This window comes from Roseivivax sp. GX 12232, assembly GCF_021272185.1.
Classification (GTDB): Bacteria; Pseudomonadota; Alphaproteobacteria; order Rhodobacterales; family Rhodobacteraceae; genus Roseivivax.
In genome coordinates this window covers 96574-111936 of the sequence record NZ_JAJSEC010000011.1, presented here as the reverse complement: position 1 = coordinate 111936, position 15363 = coordinate 96574, and the positions used below count along the sequence as shown (strand labels likewise).

At 67.5% G+C, this 15363-nt stretch carries 13 protein-coding genes, 1 tRNA gene and 1 pseudogene; 6 read left to right on the top strand and 9 right to left on the bottom strand.

Annotated elements, in window-relative coordinates; all coding sequences use genetic code 11:
* The first annotated feature begins 267 nt into the window (after positions 1–267).
* From LR948_RS16735 to LR948_RS16715, 5 genes are read left to right on the top strand one after another with little or no spacing between them, the layout of a single operon-like run.
* A complete protein-coding gene (locus LR948_RS16735) occupies positions 268–1797 on the top strand; it encodes an ABC transporter substrate-binding protein (RefSeq protein WP_232755230.1) in 1530 nt (509 codons plus the stop codon).
* A gap of 58 nt (positions 1798–1855) precedes the next feature.
* Positions 1856–2773 carry an ABC transporter permease gene (locus tag LR948_RS16730; protein WP_232755229.1) on the top strand — a complete coding sequence of 306 codons (918 nt, stop codon included), beginning with the start codon at positions 1856–1858 and terminating at the stop codon, positions 2771–2773.
* On the top strand, positions 2770–3729 hold the full coding sequence (locus LR948_RS16725; RefSeq protein WP_232755228.1) for an ABC transporter permease: 960 nt from the start codon (positions 2770–2772) through the stop codon (positions 3727–3729). The genes LR948_RS16730 and LR948_RS16725 overlap by 4 nt, the downstream gene beginning before the upstream one ends.
* A gap of 7 nt (positions 3730–3736) precedes the next feature.
* Positions 3737–5557, top strand: a complete 1821-nt coding sequence (locus LR948_RS16720) for an ABC transporter ATP-binding protein (RefSeq protein ID WP_232755227.1) — start codon at positions 3737–3739, stop codon at positions 5555–5557.
* The gene (locus LR948_RS16715) at positions 5554–6891 is read left to right on the top strand and encodes a lyase family protein (protein WP_232755226.1); all 1338 of its coding nucleotides are present in this window, start codon (positions 5554–5556) and stop codon (positions 6889–6891) included. The genes LR948_RS16720 and LR948_RS16715 overlap by 4 nt, the downstream gene beginning before the upstream one ends.
* Positions 6892–6895: 4 nt before the next feature.
* Here LR948_RS16715 and LR948_RS16710 read toward each other — a convergent pair whose 3' ends face one another.
* Positions 6896–7825, bottom strand: a complete 930-nt coding sequence (locus LR948_RS16710) for a LysR family transcriptional regulator (protein ID WP_232755225.1) — start codon at positions 7823–7825, stop codon at positions 6896–6898.
* A gap of 698 nt (positions 7826–8523) precedes the next feature.
* On the opposite strand from LR948_RS16710, the gene LR948_RS18920 reads away from it, so the two are divergent.
* Positions 8524–8649, top strand: a complete 126-nt coding sequence (locus LR948_RS18920; RefSeq protein WP_255703032.1) for a hypothetical protein — start codon at positions 8524–8526, stop codon at positions 8647–8649.
* A gap of 505 nt (positions 8650–9154) precedes the next feature.
* On the opposite strand, the gene LR948_RS19050 is transcribed toward LR948_RS18920, so the two are convergent.
* The 8 genes and pseudogenes from LR948_RS19050 to LR948_RS16675 form a co-directional block, all read right to left on the bottom strand.
* Positions 9155–11683 carry a tyrosine-type recombinase/integrase gene (locus LR948_RS19050; protein ID WP_232755224.1) on the bottom strand — a complete coding sequence of 843 codons (2529 nt, stop codon included), beginning with the start codon at positions 11681–11683 and terminating at the stop codon, positions 9155–9157.
* A 27-nt stretch (positions 11684–11710) separates the two neighbouring features.
* Positions 11711–11965, bottom strand: a pseudogene (locus LR948_RS19045) (DUF6538 domain-containing protein); the annotation flags it as partial.
* A gap of 32 nt (positions 11966–11997) precedes the next feature.
* Positions 11998–12072: transfer RNA gene (locus tag LR948_RS16700), tRNA-Gln, on the bottom strand.
* A 13-nt stretch (positions 12073–12085) separates the two neighbouring features.
* Positions 12086–13126 (bottom strand): diguanylate cyclase, encoded by a 1041-nt coding sequence (locus LR948_RS16695; RefSeq protein ID WP_232755223.1) that lies wholly within the window; start codon positions 13124–13126, stop codon positions 12086–12088.
* Positions 13123–13716, bottom strand: a complete 594-nt coding sequence (locus tag LR948_RS16690; protein ID WP_232755222.1) for a heme NO-binding domain-containing protein — start codon at positions 13714–13716, stop codon at positions 13123–13125. Before LR948_RS16690 ends, LR948_RS16695 begins: the two co-directional genes overlap by 4 nt.
* A gap of 63 nt (positions 13717–13779) precedes the next feature.
* Positions 13780–14496 (bottom strand): HAD family hydrolase, encoded by a 717-nt coding sequence (locus LR948_RS16685; RefSeq protein ID WP_232755221.1) that lies wholly within the window; start codon positions 14494–14496, stop codon positions 13780–13782.
* Positions 14493–14777 carry a DUF3572 domain-containing protein gene (locus tag LR948_RS16680; RefSeq protein WP_232755220.1) on the bottom strand — a complete coding sequence of 95 codons (285 nt, stop codon included), beginning with the start codon at positions 14775–14777 and terminating at the stop codon, positions 14493–14495. The genes LR948_RS16685 and LR948_RS16680 overlap by 4 nt, the downstream gene beginning before the upstream one ends.
* Positions 14778–14892: 115 nt before the next feature.
* Positions 14893–15363 (bottom strand): periplasmic heavy metal sensor, encoded by a 471-nt coding sequence (locus LR948_RS16675; protein ID WP_232755219.1) that lies wholly within the window; start codon positions 15361–15363, stop codon positions 14893–14895.

The following is a 15363-nucleotide window of genomic DNA, read 5'->3' as shown; positions in this document are numbered from 1 at the left end:
TGAGAGCGGTCTTTCGCTGTGTGAGGCGCGAAAGGCAGGTTCGGGCCGCAACCGGACCTCAAGAGAACCCCAAACCGCACATGAGACGCACCACTCCCATGGCAATGCTCGGATTTGCTCAAGACATGACCTGACCGCGCGCGAGCCGACGAGACCAATCCCCCAACCTCCCATCCAATTTTTGCAACTATACGTCCAATCATTGCAGTTTTAGCATCTCTCACGACACCGTAGGGTCCGGGCATCCGCATCTCTGGGAGGAGTGACATGCTTAGAACCACCGTTGCCGCCACGGCCCTCTGCACCGCCTTCGCCGGCGCAGTTCCCCTTGCCGCCACGGCGGGAAAACAGGACGACACCATGCGCGTCGCCCTGGCCGAGGAAATCCTGAACCTCGACTACAACTACACGACCAAGCGCGAATACATCATCATGGCGGAGCTGACCGACGCGACGCTCTTCGATCTCGACCCCGAAACGCAGGAGTTCGCGCCGGCGGTCGCCACCGAGTGGAGCTGGGTCGACGACACCACGCTGGACGTGACCCTGCGCGAGGGCGTGACCTTCCACGACGGCTCCGCGCTCACTGCCGAGGACGTCGCCTATACCTACAACTGGATCGTCTCCGAGGAGAGCGAAGCCCAGGCCAAGGGCACCATCGAGCGCTGGCTCGACCGCGTCGAGGTGACCGGCGACCTGTCGCTGCGCTTTCACCTGAAGACCGTCTATCCGCTGGTTCTGCGCGACATGGCGCAGCGGGTGAAACTGCGCCCCGAAGGCGCCTATCGCACCGAAGGCGGCGAGATAGACGAAAGCGCGATGGCCATCGACCTGATCGGCGCAGGCCCCTACCGGGTCGTGTCCTTCGAGCCGGGCCAGGAGGTCGTTCTGGAGCGCTTCGACGCCTATTGGGGCGAGGCACCGGCGATCGAGAATGTCGTGGTGCGCAACCTGCCCGACATCGGCACCCAGCAGGCCGAGCTGATGTCCGGCGGTGTCGACTGGATGTTCAAGGTGCCGCTCGACGTGGCTGAATCCCTCGGCAGCACGCCGCAGGCAACGCATCTCTCCGGTCCCGACCTGCGCGTCGGCTTCCTGGTCCTCGATGCCGCTGGCTACACCGACGCGGACGGCCCGCTGACCAACGTGAAGGTCCGGCAGGCGGTCAACCACGCGCTGAACCGCGAGGAGATGGCCGAATACCTCATCGGCGGCTCATCCGAGGGCATCCACACGCCCTGCCACCCGGCTCAGTTCGGCTGCACCGAGGATATCGCGGCCTATCCCTACGACCCCGAGAAAGCGCGCGCGCTGCTCGCCGAGGCCGGTTATCCCGATGGCTTCCCGCTGGAGCTCTGGGCCTATCGCGACAAACCCGCGGCCGAGGCCATCGCCGCCGATCTCGAGGCCGTCGGCATCGACGTGAACCTGCGCTACGTGAAGCTCGCCTCGCTCAACCAGGCGCGCGCGCAGCAGGAGATCCCGGCCTATTTCGGGACCTGGGGCTCGGGCGGCACCGCCGATACCGCGGCCATCGCCCGCGTGCATTTCTCGAGCGACAGCGACCGCAATCTCTCCGGCGACGCGGAACTGACCGAAACCGTGCTCGCCGCCGAGCAGACCGCGGACCCCGAGCAGCGCAAGGCGCTCTACGAGGAGGCCCTCACGACCATCGCCGATCAGGCCTATTGGGCGCCGCTGTTCTCCTATTCGCAGAACTATCTCGTGAACCCCGACCTCGACTTCCCGCTCAGCCCCGACGGGCTGCCGCGTCTCGACAACGCGTCCTGGAAGTGACCTGACGTGGTCCCGCGCCCATGATGGCGCGGGACCAGCACGAGGCGGAGGAGACCACATGCTCAGATACATCCTGCAACGCGGCGCGCTGGCGCTCGCGGTGGCCTTCACGGTCTCGCTGGCGACCTTCTTCCTGCTGAATGTCGCGACCGACCCCGCCTATGCCATCGCCGGCGAGGACGCGACGCCGGAGGTGCTGGCGCAGATCCGCGAGACCTACGGGCTCGATCGGCCGCTCGCCACGCGCTATTTCGACTGGCTCGGCGGCGTGCTGACCGGCGACTTTGGCGAAAGCTACTACTGGAACAAGCCGGTGGCGGAACTGGTCGCCTCCCGCGCACCGACGACCATCGCGCTGGCCCTTTCGGCGCTTTCGGTGACCATCCTGATCTCGATCCCGCTGGGGGCCTTGGCGGCGCTCAAGCCCAACTCCTGGGCCGATCGCTTCGCGCTCGGCGTCGCGGTCTCGGCGCAGGCGGTGCCGAACTTCTGGCTCGGGCTGATCATGATCATCCTCTTCGCGGTGACCGTGCCGATTTTCCCGGTCTCGGGCGACGACACCTGGCTGCACTTCGTGCTGCCCGCCTTCGTGCTGGGCGCCAGCTCGGTGCCCGCGGTGATGCGCCTGACGCGCACCGGCCTCATCGAGGTGATGGACAGCGACTACATCCGCACCGCCCGCTCCAAGGGGTTCCGCGGCATGCCGCTTTTGACCCGCCACGCCATGCGCAACGCCATCCTGCCGGTCGTCTCGGTTCTGGCGGTGCAGCTTGGCCAGAAGTTCGGCGGCTCGGTGATCACCGAGAGCATCTTTGCCATCAACGGGCTGGGGCGGCTGGCGCTCGAGTCGATCCTCGGCTCGGACATCCCCACGGTGCAGATGCTGATCTTCGTCTTCGCCCTCGTCTTCGTGGCCATGAACCTCCTGGCCGACATCCTGAACGCTGCCCTGGACCCGAGGATCCGCATCGGATGAGCCTGACCCGGACCACCCCCGCCCAGACCGACCCGACCCAGCCTCTGGCCGCGGAAAGCGCGGCCGAGGCCACCCAGCGCACCCCCGAGGCTCTGCCGCCGACGCCGCGCCGGCTGGCCCTGACCCGGGCGCGCGGCCACGGCGGGCTCTTGATCGGTGGCACGATCATCGCGCTTCTGGTGCTGGTGGCGATCTTCGCGCCGCTGCTCGCGCCGCACGATCCTTTCGCCCAGTCGCTGAGCGCGCGGATGCTGCCGCCCGTCTGGGCCGAGGGCGGCAACCCGGAATATCTGCTTGGCACCGACCAAAACGGCCGCGACTACCTGAGCCGGCTGATCTACGGCGCGCGTATCTCGCTGATGATCGGCCTCGGCGCCGCCTGCATCGGCATGGTGATCGGCGTCACCCTGGGCGTGATCGCGGGATATTTCGGCGGCTGGATCGACCACGCGGTGAGCTTCCTTCTGACCGCCCAGCTGGCACTGCCAGGGCTGCTCTTGGCCATGGCGCTGGTCTTCATCATCGGGCCGTCGGTCTGGGTGGTGATCTGCATCGTGGGCGTGCTGCACTGGACCTACTACCTGGTAGTGACCCGCGCCGCGACCCAGCGCATCCGCAGCCTGGACTTCGTCGCCGCCGCGCGGGCCGCGGGCGCCAGCCCCGGCCAGGTGATCCGCCACGAGATCCTGCCCAACCTGGTCAGCGCGATCATCGTGATCTTCACCTTCGAGCTCGGCATCGCGATCCTCGCGGAATCGAGCTTGTCCTTCCTCGGTGTGGGGATCCAGCCCCCGATGCCCTCCTGGGGCCTCATGATCGCCGAGGGCAAGCAGGCGATGTTCTACCGCCCCTGGCTGGTGGTGCTGCCCGGCCTCTGCCTCTTCGCGCTGGTGATCGGTGCCAACCTTCTTGGCGACGGCCTGCGCGACGTGACCTCGCCCGACGGAAGGAACTGATATGCCCATGCTCGAGATCGACAACCTGTCCGTCTCCCTCGACCTGCCGGCCGGCCCGCTGCACGCGGTGCGCGACGTCTCGCTTAGCCTCGACCGTGGCGAGAGCCTCGGCATCGTCGGCGAAAGCGGCTCGGGCAAGTCCATGTCCGCCCTGGCGCTGATGCGGCTCCTGCCCCGGCGCGCGGGCATGACGGCCGATGCGATGCGCTTCGACGGCACGGAGCTCACCCGGGTGGACGAGGCGACATTCGCCCGCGACTACCTGGGCCCGAAGCTGGGAATGATCTTCCAGGAACCGATGACCTCGCTGAACCCGGTCTACCGGATCGGGCGGCAGCTGACCGAGGCAAGCGTCCGGAGCGGCAAGCTCTCGGCCTCTGCAGCCCGGGAGCGCGCCATCGAGCTTCTGGACCGCGTCGGCATCCCCGAGCCCAGGGCGCGCATGGCGCAGTATCCCCACCAGCTCTCGGGCGGGCAGCGCCAGCGCGTGATGATCGCGATGGCACTGATGATGGAGCCTGACCTGCTGATCGCAGACGAGCCCACGACCGCCCTCGACGTCACGGTGCAGGCCCAGATCATGGAGCTGCTGGCCGATCTGCGCCGCGAGATGGGCATGGGAATGATCCTCATCACCCACGATCTGGCCGTGGTGGCCCGCAACGTCGACCGCGTCGCGGTGATGTATGGCGGCGAGGTGGTGGAATCCGGCGCGGCCGCCTCCGTGCTGCGCCAACCGCGCCACCCCTATACCCGCGCGCTTCTCGGAGCGATCCCGCGCACCGACGGCCCGGTGCGCAAGCTCGAGGCGATCCCCGGCACGGTGCCGTCGCTCTACGCGCGCCCCAGGTCGTGTGTCTTCGCGCCGCGCTGCGCACAGGCCCGGCCCGAATGCACCGCGTCCCGCCCGCCGGTGCAGGGAGACGCGGATCACTGGCGCCGCTGCGTGCTGGCCGACGCCGAGCTGCGCGCGGCGCAGCAGGCCCCCGAGGTGATCGAGCGCGCGCGGACCGGTGCTGCCGAGACCGCGCTCGAGGCCCGGGGCGTCAGCCGGGTCTTCCAAAGCCGCAAGGGTCTGTTCGGCCCGCCGCACGAAATCCGCGCCGTCGACAATGTCGATCTCAGCGTGCACCGGGGCGAGATCCTCGCCCTCGTGGGCGAAAGCGGGTCGGGCAAATCAACGCTCGCGCGCATGTTGCTCGGCCTCGATGCGCCGACCTCCGGGGAGATCCTGCTCGATGGCATCCCCGTCTCTGACATGGCCCCGATGGACCGGGCCGGCCGGGTGCAACCGATCTTCCAGGACCCCTATTCCTCGCTCAACCCGCGCCGAACCCTGGCCGAGATCATCGCCCGCCCGCTGGCCCTGCGCGGCGAAGGCGACGCCGGGGCGCGCCGCAGGAAGGCGCGCGAGATGATGGAGCTCGTGCGCCTGCCGGACCGCCTGCTGCACTCCTATCCGTCGCAGCTCTCGGGCGGGCAAAGGCAGCGGGTGGCCATCGCCCGCGCGCTGGTCACCGACCCGCGGATGCTGGTCTGCGACGAGCCGACCTCCGCGCTCGATGTCAGCGTGCAGGCGCAGATCCTGAACCTTCTCAGCGAGTTGCAGCGCGATCTGGGCCTGACCTGCCTGCTCATCACGCATGACATGGCGGTGGTCCACCAGATCGCCACCCGTGTCGCGGTGATGCTGAACGGGCAGTTGATCGAGACCGGCCTGGCCGAGGACGTGCTGGTTCGGCCCCAGACGACCTACACCAGGCGCCTTCTCGCGGCGGCGCCGAGGTTCGAACACGACGAGGCAGCGAGCGAGGACATGGCGCCATGAAGCACGACCGCGCGCAGACCGTCACGCCGGAGACGCTGTTTTCCCAAGCCTCGCTCTGGCAATCTTGGCTCGACGTCGAGGCCGCCCTCGCCCGCGCGCAGGCGGAGATCGGCATGATCCCGGCCTGGGCGGCCGAGGACATCAGCCGCCACGCCCGGATCGAGGCGATCGGCGAGGATCGCATGCGCGCCTCCATCTCTCGCACCATGGCCCCGGTTCTGTCGCTGACCCGCTGCCTTGCCGAGGATGCCGGCGACGCGGGCCGCTACGTGCATTGGGGGGCCACGACGCAGAACGTCATGCAGACCGGACGGCTCCTGCTGATCCGCCGGGCCCGCCGGGGGCTCGACCAGGCCCTCGCCGAGGCCTTCGACCGGCTGGCCGCGCTGGCCCGGAGCCATGCGGAGACGCCCATGGCCGGGCGCACCAACCGCCGCCACGCTGTGCCGATCACCTTCGGGTTCAAAATCGCCGGCTGGATCGAAGAGCTGACCCGCGCGGCCGACCGCCTGGACGATGCCGGGCGGCGCGCGTTCCGGCTGCCCTTCGGCGGCGCCGTGGGCGCCTTCCATGGCTACGGCGAGGATGGCCCCGCGCTCATGGCGGCGCTCTCGCGCGAGCTGGACCTGGGCGAGCTCGCGGTGCCTGGCCGTACGGTGAACGACCTCTTCGTCGAGTTCGTGATGCAACTCGGAATGTTCGGGATGACGACCGAACGCATCGCCCGCGAGGCCTACGTCCTCATGACCGAGGAGATCGGCGAGCTCAGCGAACGTCTCGACGAGGGCGTCGTCGGAAGCTCCACCATGCCGCACAAGGTCAATCCCAAGCACGTGGTCCGGCTCCAGGCCGACTGCGCGCGGCTCCGCTCTCAGGCGGCGCCTGCGATGGAGTCGGGTTTGACCAGCCACGAGGGCGACGCCGCGGCGAACCACCTGCTGTCCTCGGTGATCGACACCGCCCTGCCCCTTGGCTGGACCGTGGCCCGCGACCTCGCACGGCTGCTCGATCGGATCGAGGTCCACCCGGAGCAGATGCGCGAGAACCTGATGCGCTCGGGCGGGCTGGTCGCCACCGAGAGGCTGATGATGGCGCTGGCGCCCGCGACCGGGCGGGCGGAGGCGCATGACCTCGTGCATCACGCCGTCGAGGAGGCGCTGGCGAGCGGCTGCGCGCTGGAAACCCGGCTGCTCGAACACCCTGAGGTGCGCGCCCTGGGCGAAGCCGAAGTGCAGGCGCTTCTCGATCCCGCGGGCTACACCGGCCAAAGCGCGGCCATCGCGCGGCGCCTGGCCGAGACCGCCGAGGCGCGTGCCGCGGCGCTTCGCGGCTGAGCCGTCAGATCAGCTCGAGCATGGCGGCGGCCGCCGGATCGGTGGCACGCCGCGCCTCGATCACCGCGCTCACCGCGTCGAGAAAGGCCGTCGCCAAAGGCGCGCGCGGCCCCGGCGCATGGATTGCCGCATAGGTGACCGGACGCGGGCCCACCAACGGGCGCAGCACCGCCTGGTCGCCGGGCAACAGCTCAACCGAGGCGCGGTCGGTCAGGGTGATCCCCAGCCTGTCGCGCACGAGTTGCAGCGCCACGATGCTGGAGCTCGTCTCGACCGCCACCTGCGGCTCATACCCGCTGACGCCGAGCACCTGGTCCAGCCGGTCGCGCCAGCGCTGCCCGGGCCGCAGAGCGACGAAGCGCTCCCGGGCGATATCCTCGACCGTCAGCTCGTCGCGCGCCGCCAACGGGTGATCGGACGGCATCAGCACCTCGGTGCCCGCCTCGAGGATCGGCTCCACGTCGACATCGAGGATCGCGTTTTCGACCGGCAGCGAGATGAGGCCCAGGTTGTAGCTGCGCGCGGCCACCTTGCTTTCGATGTCGAAGCGGGTCTCGACGTTGAGCGAACACTGCATCGAGCGCCCCCCGGCCTCCATATGCGCCAGCGCCGGAGACACCAGCGAGCGGGCGATCGGCGCGGCCGTGACCAGGGACAGCCGACGGTGCGAGCGATTTCGGATATCGGCGGCCAGCGTGGGGATTTCATCGAGGCCGTCGAGCGTCTGCACCACCCGCCGGTAGAAGATATCGCCGTCATCGGTGAGCACGAGCTGGCGCTTTTCGCGGCTGAACAGAGAGATGTCGAGCTCCTGCTCCAGAAGCGACAACAGCCGGCTTGCCGCCGAGGCCGAGACATTGAGCTGGCGCGACGCCTCGGCCAGCGAGCCTGTCAGCACGATCTGCCGAAAGAGCTGAAGAGACTTTAGGTTCATGCAGTCGACCGCGCCTTCGGCCTGGTTTCATGCGCCGAGGCGCGGAGATCTCGCGTCACTGTTGGAGGGCACCCTCTTCTCGGAGATCCGCAGCACCCGACGTAACACCTCGACGGTTTCACTTTCTCGGCTCCCACCGAGGCAATACTGCGATGGTGAGAAAGAGCAATCAAGGCGACCGAAGGCTCACAAAGTCCACGGTTTTCGCACAAAGTGCTTCAATCGGAAAACCGCGCGGCAACAGCCGCTTACGATATGGTGGCTGCCTTTCGAGGTATAGAGCTGTGATGCTCGCAAAGAGCCAACCCCGAGATGCACGGGTCTCTGGTGTTTGCGGGATCGGCGCGACGAAAAGAATCTGGCCGGGGCTCTGAGCCATCGTTCGTCACGTCGGACTTCTATGACGACGCTGGGCACTATGCGACCTTCACCGCTGTCAGATCTGAGATCCAGATTGCGCAGTTGTGTGTCTTATTCTGTGACCATCGACCTTCTCCCAAGGAGTGCGGATGGCGGACAGTCATGTATGTCTGTATCTCAAGCACGAGTTCCAGGATCCGCCGGACACACAAAGACCAAACAGCTCGGCGTGTTCGGGGTCTTTCTGAGGTCTGATCCACAATACCAGTATAGAAGCCGGAATACCGGCCATATACTCGTGAGGTCAGAGCGGCCCAGGATCGCCGAAAGACAGCTCCATGGCGACATATTTCTCTGCTCAGTTGGCTGCTGACCGCTGGCGGTTCAACAATCCTATGAGAAGCGCGAAGGTGGCCTCCATAGGAGCACTGGCTCGCATGGCGGTTGCGGCGTTCAAGGTGTGAAGGCCTCGGACACCAGACCAGCCATGCCCTCCGCCCGCGGACCGAGCGAAAAAAGCGCTGCGATTTGAACAAACATCGCGAGAACTCCGGAAGGCCGGCCGTTCGGCTTCCGCCGATCCGCCGATTGCAGCTTGGTATTGGCCGATGGCAGCTCGGTTTCCCATCATCGCTGGACCCTGGACACATGATGCTCTGCCGCATTCAGAAGGCTTCGTTGAAATCTGGCTTTTCCCGGAAAGCCTTCCCGGCTGGAAAGGGTCAGCATCCCATTAGTGCATCCAAGTCTCGGAATCGCAGGATGTTTTTCTTGACCGCGCGCAGGGGCCGCGTCAGCGGCATCCTGCAGATCAACCTGTTTCTTGGCCCGGCGCGCGACCGGCATCGCAGCATGACAGACCAAGCCAGCAAGGCAACCGGGTCAGTGGAAATCGAGCGATACGACAGCGAATGCCTTGTATCAACATCACGATAGGCCGGGAGCTGGGAGCGATTTCTGCAGCGTCCTCTACCTTGAATTTGGCGGCCGCACGCTCTTGCTGCGCCTCCGCGCCACGACCAGTGGTCGAGACGTTCTGACGGGTTCTTCGATGGGTTCCGGGGAGACGTCACCGGCATGGATGAGGCTCTCCCTAAGCCTTGCTTCGGCGCTCTTACCGATGCGCCCCAAGCGACCATGCAGCCTTGTCGTATCCTCAGCAGGCACAAGAACGCGCCGCCGCAAATTGAAGCGCGTGGGAATGTCGAGCTTGGCCTCGGCCATCTCCACGGGCTGGGCGATGGCGAGTACATGCCGCGCAGCTCTGTCGGGAGTCATCGGGCCGCCCCAAGCGATATCGAGGAACTTCCGACCAGCCATGCTTCGGGTGGTTACGACAACTCCTGGGCGCGCCGCCGCCTCTGTGACGCCGGGGCGACGGCTCGGAAAAACGCAGACCACAAGATCCCCGGTCGCGAGATCGGCCAGCCGACGGCCCGGCTCCTGAACCACCGGTTCAGCATCAGCCAGGGGCTCACGGTCCGTTTCCGGCGCCTCCTTGGCGACGTTGCGCTTTGCGGCAGGAAGGTAGAACGGCTTGTCGTCGACGAGGATCAACAAATGCTCGAGCGCTGCCGTGGCTTCTTCACTGGCCGGCATCGTGAGCGAGTATTGTCGGCTGAGCGCGATGATCTGAGACGCAACTTCTTTCTCATCGAGTGCACTACATTCATTCCACGGGTATGCCGCAGGTGCCTTGCGTCCGGAGATAGCGGCCTCGAACACGATCTCGTCTGTTTCCGAATCCCGAAATTGAACGGCAGAAACCTCCCGTTGATCGGTCAGCGCCACCTCGACATCGATGGCCGTCTGCAGAGCGGTGCGGTTGCCCACGATGATCGGGAAATCGAACCGCTTGTCGCGACCGACCTCTATCCCGTAATCCACGGCATCCAGGAGGTCCTTCAGCTCCAGAAGACCGTGATCCGAATAGTGCCGATCAACGGTCGTACCCTCCAGGTGGCCCAGGATCTTCTGGCGTGTCCCGGTATCGATGCCCAGGCTCAAGAGCTTGGAGGACAGCGTGCGCCGCATGGCGTAGATGTCTTCGCGCGCGTCCCGGAGTTTCAACCTCTCAAGGAGGTTCCGCAGTCGATCGCCGAAGATCTGTGACCGACGACCGTGGCTCTTGTCTGGCTGGATCTCAGGAAAAAGCCAGGTTTCACCATCCCTTCGTTTCTTCACGACCCACTCCCGGAAGCCAAGTTCAAGAAGAATCTCCGGGATCGGCAGGACGCGCCGCGATTGTTCGTTCTTCAGAACGGCGTCTTCCTCGTCTCCGACAAACAAACAGAGGATCCCATCGCGGCGCACCAGGTCCGAGACGGCGGCCTGCAAGATCTCCTCCGGACGGACACCCATGGTAATCATGACGAGCGGAACCCAATAGATCGCGTCTCGGATGATGATGCGATTGCGCGCGGTGGCCTTGCGGCTGCGCTGTTTCTTTGACGAAGTGCCGAGATAGATCGGCGAGCGCAGGAGCCGCGACACGTGCTCGAGTGACCAGGACATCCGCCGCTTCGGGCGCGACACGCGCTTGGGGAGCTTGCAGGGTGTCTTTTGAGACTTGTGCCAAGAGATCAATTTTTTCTTGAGCTGCGCATGGGATGGCACAACGCGAGCGTCGTCATCGACATCCCTGCCGACGTGCTTTCGCCCAAGCGCGGCTCGGAATATACGATTGATCATGTCGCGTTGGACGAACAGGTATCCGTCCGTGAGGCGCGGCGTGAGCTCCTGCACGAGCCGACGGCGCTTGTCAGGCACCGACAAGGTGTCGAGGCGCATGATTTCCTCGAGCAGCTGCGCATCCTTCTCGTCGGCCTCGCGGATCTCCTGAAGGGGGCACAGGTCCTTGCCGATCTTCTCATGCCTGTTCCGGCCGTGGCCTTTCCCCCAACCCTTCGGCAGCATCCACACTTTGAAGAGGAACTCGAAGGCCTCCTCGAGCACGATCGATGCCACGGGCACGTCGCCGAAATACGCCAGGGCGAGTTTCCCTGCGACCCGGATCTTGGTCTCCACGTCTTGCGGCGCCTCTTCGCAGGCCCTCTCAATCGCCTCCGACAGCAGCATGGGCGGCTTCATGGCGTCTCGGGCCGGCTTCAGCCCATGATCGATTAGCAGATCCCGCCCGACATCGAGCGGGTCATCGAAGTCCCTCTCGACGCGGGCGCTCAAGTCGTTGAGGCGGCGTAGAAGGAAGAGCACTTGCCGGGCAACTGCGGGTGCTTCGACGGCCTCACGGTCAAGACCGTGCTGCCGCGCGATCTCTCCAGCGAACGTCGAGGCCACCGACCACTCCCGAGCCCGCTGAGCGTCCCGGATGCGACCAGTCTCTGTATCGATCCGGCCGAGGTAGGCCTCGGAAATCTCAGACACAGCTGCGCTTTCCTGCCGGGCAATCATGCCAGCCACGGCCCGCCGGACCATCTCTCTCAGCATCGCCTGGACGCGGGTCTCGTCGATGGCGCTATCCTGTAGTTCTTTGAGCACGTGTTTCTCTCCTGCCTCGACTGCGGACAGCAGGTCAGCCGACCGCTTTACCGCTTCGGCGAGGAGATGTGTGTGCAGCGAAACCGACAAAAACGCGGGCGCGCCGAAAGCGCAGATTTTTTTCGGCCAGCGACGCCGGAAGTAGAAGATCCCATTTCTTCGAACGAGGTGAAGCCCCCACTTCCTCGAGGGCTCACGCGTTCTACACCCCTGACGATGTGAACCAGTTTGTGAACCACGACCGCGTGGAGACGGGAGGATCGCCGCTTGATCAACGGCCATCCCATTGGAAGGGATGGATTTTTTTGGATGCATGGCTGGGGTGGTAGGATTCGAACCTACGGTACACGGTACCAAAAACCGCTGCCTTACCGCTTGGCTACACCCCAACTGCGCGGCTATCTACGGCTTCCGGCCGGGGGGATCAAGGCCCTCGGGGAGAAATTTCCGACCGGATTTGCCGCTTTCTGCGCCGCTGGCGCCGGTCGGGGCGGGGGCGCTGGCGGCGCGGCCGCGGCCGGCGCGTTTGGCGGCGTAGAGCGCGGCGTCGGCCCGGGCGAGAAGCGCGCCGGGGTCGCTGCCGGGGCCGCCGGGCCAGACCGCGATGCCGGCGCTGGCCGAGATCGCGAAGCGCGCCGCGCCATGGGCGTGGGGCCGCTCGATCCGGGCAATCAGCCGGGCGCAGAGCCCTTCGAGCCGCGCCAGGTCCGAAAGGCCCGGGAAGATCATCAGGAACTCGTCGCCGCCGTTGCGCGCGGCCAGGTCCTCGGGGCGGATCGCGCCTTTCAGCGCGAGCGCCACGTCCTTCAGCACCATGTCGCCCGCGTGATGGCCGAAGCGGTCATTGACCTGCTTGAAGCGGTCGAGGTCGAGATGCACCAGCCCGAAGGCGGCGTCGCCCTCGCCCAGCGCGGCCAGCGCGAGGTCGGCGGCGCGGCGGTTGGCGAGCCCGGTCAGCATGTCGGTCGCGGCCTCGGCCTCGGCGGTCTGGCGGGCGGCATGCAGCCGGTTGTTGAGCCGGCGCGAGGCGGTCATCGCGGCGCGCTGCGCCTCGATCAGGAAGAGGATCTCCATGGTCAGATCGGTCGGGGAGAAGTCGCTGCCGGTCAGCCCGTGGCGGCGCACCGCCTCGGCGACGCCGATGCCGAAGCCCAGGTCCAGGACCACCCCGCCTGCCCCGTCGGGCACCGCGAGGCCGACCAGCCCGGTCTCGGGCGCGGCGCGGGCGGTGATGTGCAGCCGCCGCCCGGCCGAGGCGCAGAGACCGGTCGCGTCCTGCACGTCGCGCGGGCGGACCACCTCGAGCACCTCGAAGAAGGGGCGCCCCGCGACCCGGCCCAGCACCTTTTCCAGCGTCGGGCCCAGCGCGGCGATGCGCCCCGCGGCGTCAACCGAGACGAACATCGGGCGCAGGGCCGACAAGAGATCCTCGCCGGGGCTCATCGCCGCGCGCCCTCCGCCGCGAGGCTGAAGGCGCGGCCCTCGGAGAAGGCCTCCGAGGCGACGCGGACCGAGATCACGTCGGTCCCGCCCTCCCCGCGCGCGAGGTCGAGATAGGCCAGCGCGCCGTAGTCGTCGGCCATGGCGCGCAAGAGGCCCAAAAGCACGTGGCTCGCCCCCGGCAGGTCGTTGCGGCAGGCGATCAGCGCCCCCTCGGGCGAGAGCGCGCGCAGCTCGATGCGCGGCAGATCGAGGTCGGGCACGGCCAGGCGCACCCGGTCGGGCAGCTCGTCCAGCGCATGCAGGAAGTCGCGGAAATCCCGCCCGGAAAAGCGCAGGAGCCGCCGCAGCCCCGCGCGGCGGGCATGGGAGACGAGGTAGTGCCCCACGTCTTCCAGCACCGTATCGGCGGGCCGCGCCAGCTCCGCCGCGATCCCCGCGACCAGCCGCGCGGTCACCGCGTCGTCATAGACCAGCATGGCCTCGAACTCGGTGCCCGAGAGGTCCGCACGCCGCAACACGGCGCCCCAGGTCTTGGCGCCATAGGTATCCGCGACGAAGCATTGCAGCGTGGCATTGACGAGGCCGTGCATGCGCCCCCCGGGTCCGATCCTTCGCCTCCTTGCTACGCCCCCGGGGTTAACAAATCGCCAAGATCAGCCCCGCGCGGCGTCGAGCCAGCGGGGTAAAGCGCCGATATCGGGCAGCACGACCTCGGCCAGGGGGGCCAGCGTCTCGGCCTTGGCGATGCCGGTCAGCACCGCGACCGGGCGCATGCCCGCGGCCCGCGCAGCCAGGAGATCATGGGTGGAATCGCCCACCATGGCGACGCGGTGGGGCGGCAGGTCCAGCGCCTCGGCAAAGGCCAGCAGCGGGCCGGGCGCGGGTTTCGCGCCGAAGCCCGAATCGGCCCCGAGGATGCGCTCGAAATGCTGCGTCACCGCCAGCGCGCCGAGATGCGCGCGGGCCACCGCCGCGGTGTCATTGGTCATCACGCCCAACGCCAGCCCGCGCGTCACGAGCTCAGAGAGCAGCGGCTCCAGCGGCAGGGGCGGCACCGGCGTGATGCGCGCGGCGAGGGTGTCGAGGCGCGTGATGATCTCCTCGGGGGTCAGCCCGGGCAGAACCCCGGCAAGCAAGTCCGCGACCTCGGCGGCGGTGCCCGCGATCACCGGGCTGTCCGGCGCGAAGCCCCGCGCGGGATCGAAGCCCATGGCCGCGCCCAGCGCCGAAGCAAGCGCCGGGTCGCCGCCCGAGAGATCGGTCAGCACCTCGCGGCCCCAGCCCTCCCAGGTGCGGCGGAAATCGAGCAGCGTGCCGTCCTTGTCGAAAAGCAGCGCGGCGATCTCCTGCGCGCCCGGGCCCGGGCTCATGTCCAGTGCACCGCCTCGCCGCCGGGCAGGGCCGCGCGGGCCTCCATCGGCGCGCTGTAGTCAAGGCCCGTCTCCTCGCAGAAGGCGCTGATCCAGGCGTCGTCCATCAGGATGAAATCGAGGACCGAGCCCTGGAAGTCGGGGTCGGCGTGATGCTCGCGGAACTGCCGTTCGTCGGCGCCGGTGGCGCCCAGGAAGACCGGCAGGAGGTCGTCGTTCCCGGCCAGCCAGCCGACCGCGCGCAGGCCGACAAGCTCGGCGTTGTCACGGCTGTAGGACATGGCGGGGGCTCCGGGTCATGGACAAACTCGCCTTGTTTAAGCCCGAGGGCGGGCACTGCTGCAACCCTTTAAACGAGGCCCGAGCGCGCGCGAGGCATGAGGCCCCCGCGCGCCGTCAGCGTTTGCGTCTCGGGCCTTGGGTGAAGCTCTCCTCGAGCCGGTCGGCATAGGCGGCGCGGCCCTCGGGACCCATCTCGTCGAGCCTGGCGATAAGTGCCGCCTGCCCGGCGTCGCGCAGCGCATCGCCCTGGCGGTTCTGCCGCTCGATCAGCGCCGCGAAGCCCGCCGCGTCGAAGGGATCGGCGCGCAGCATCTCCAGCGCGCGGGCACCTTCGCGGCCCGGGTGATCGAGCCCGCGCCGCGCGTCGCGCAGGCTGCGGAAGACGGCGCGGCGGTCCTCGGCGGGCAGCGCGCGCATGTAGACCACGCCCGGCGGAGCCTCGGCGCGATGCGGCGGCCCGCGGTTGATCACCGTGCCCGCGACCAGGCCCAGGACCGCGAGGTTCAGCGCCAGCGAGGCAAAAAGCACCAGCTTCAGCCAGCGCGGCATGCGGGGGGCCGGGGGCGTGCCTTGCGTCTCGGCCAT

What these genes read in the sequence shown, in the direction of transcription:
- LR948_RS16735 (WP_232755230.1), top strand. Translation starts at nt 268, where the DNA reads ATGCTTAGAACCACCGTTGCCGCCACGGCCCTCTGCACCGCCTTCGCC.
- LR948_RS16730 (WP_232755229.1), top strand. Translation starts at nt 1,856, where the DNA reads ATGCTCAGATACATCCTGCAACGCGGCGCGCTGGCGCTCGCGGTGGCC.
- LR948_RS16725 (WP_232755228.1), top strand. Translation starts at nt 2,770, where the DNA reads ATGAGCCTGACCCGGACCACCCCCGCCCAGACCGACCCGACCCAGCCT.
- LR948_RS16720 (WP_232755227.1), top strand. Translation starts at nt 3,737, where the DNA reads ATGCTCGAGATCGACAACCTGTCCGTCTCCCTCGACCTGCCGGCCGGC.
- LR948_RS16715 (WP_232755226.1), top strand. Translation starts at nt 5,554, where the DNA reads ATGAAGCACGACCGCGCGCAGACCGTCACGCCGGAGACGCTGTTTTCC.
- LR948_RS16710 (WP_232755225.1), bottom strand. Translation starts at nt 7,825, where the DNA reads ATGAACCTAAAGTCTCTTCAGCTCTTTCGGCAGATCGTGCTGACAGGC.
- LR948_RS18920 (WP_255703032.1), top strand. Translation starts at nt 8,524, where the DNA reads ATGGCGACATATTTCTCTGCTCAGTTGGCTGCTGACCGCTGGCGGTTC.
- LR948_RS16695 (WP_232755223.1), bottom strand. Translation starts at nt 13,126, where the DNA reads ATGAGCCCCGGCGAGGATCTCTTGTCGGCCCTGCGCCCGATGTTCGTC.
- LR948_RS16690 (WP_232755222.1), bottom strand. Translation starts at nt 13,716, where the DNA reads ATGCACGGCCTCGTCAATGCCACGCTGCAATGCTTCGTCGCGGATACC.
- LR948_RS16685 (WP_232755221.1), bottom strand. Translation starts at nt 14,496, where the DNA reads ATGAGCCCGGGCCCGGGCGCGCAGGAGATCGCCGCGCTGCTTTTCGAC.
- LR948_RS16680 (WP_232755220.1), bottom strand. Translation starts at nt 14,777, where the DNA reads ATGTCCTACAGCCGTGACAACGCCGAGCTTGTCGGCCTGCGCGCGGTC.
- LR948_RS16675 (WP_232755219.1), bottom strand. Translation starts at nt 15,363, where the DNA reads ATGGCCGAGACGCAAGGCACGCCCCCGGCCCCCCGCATGCCGCGCTGG.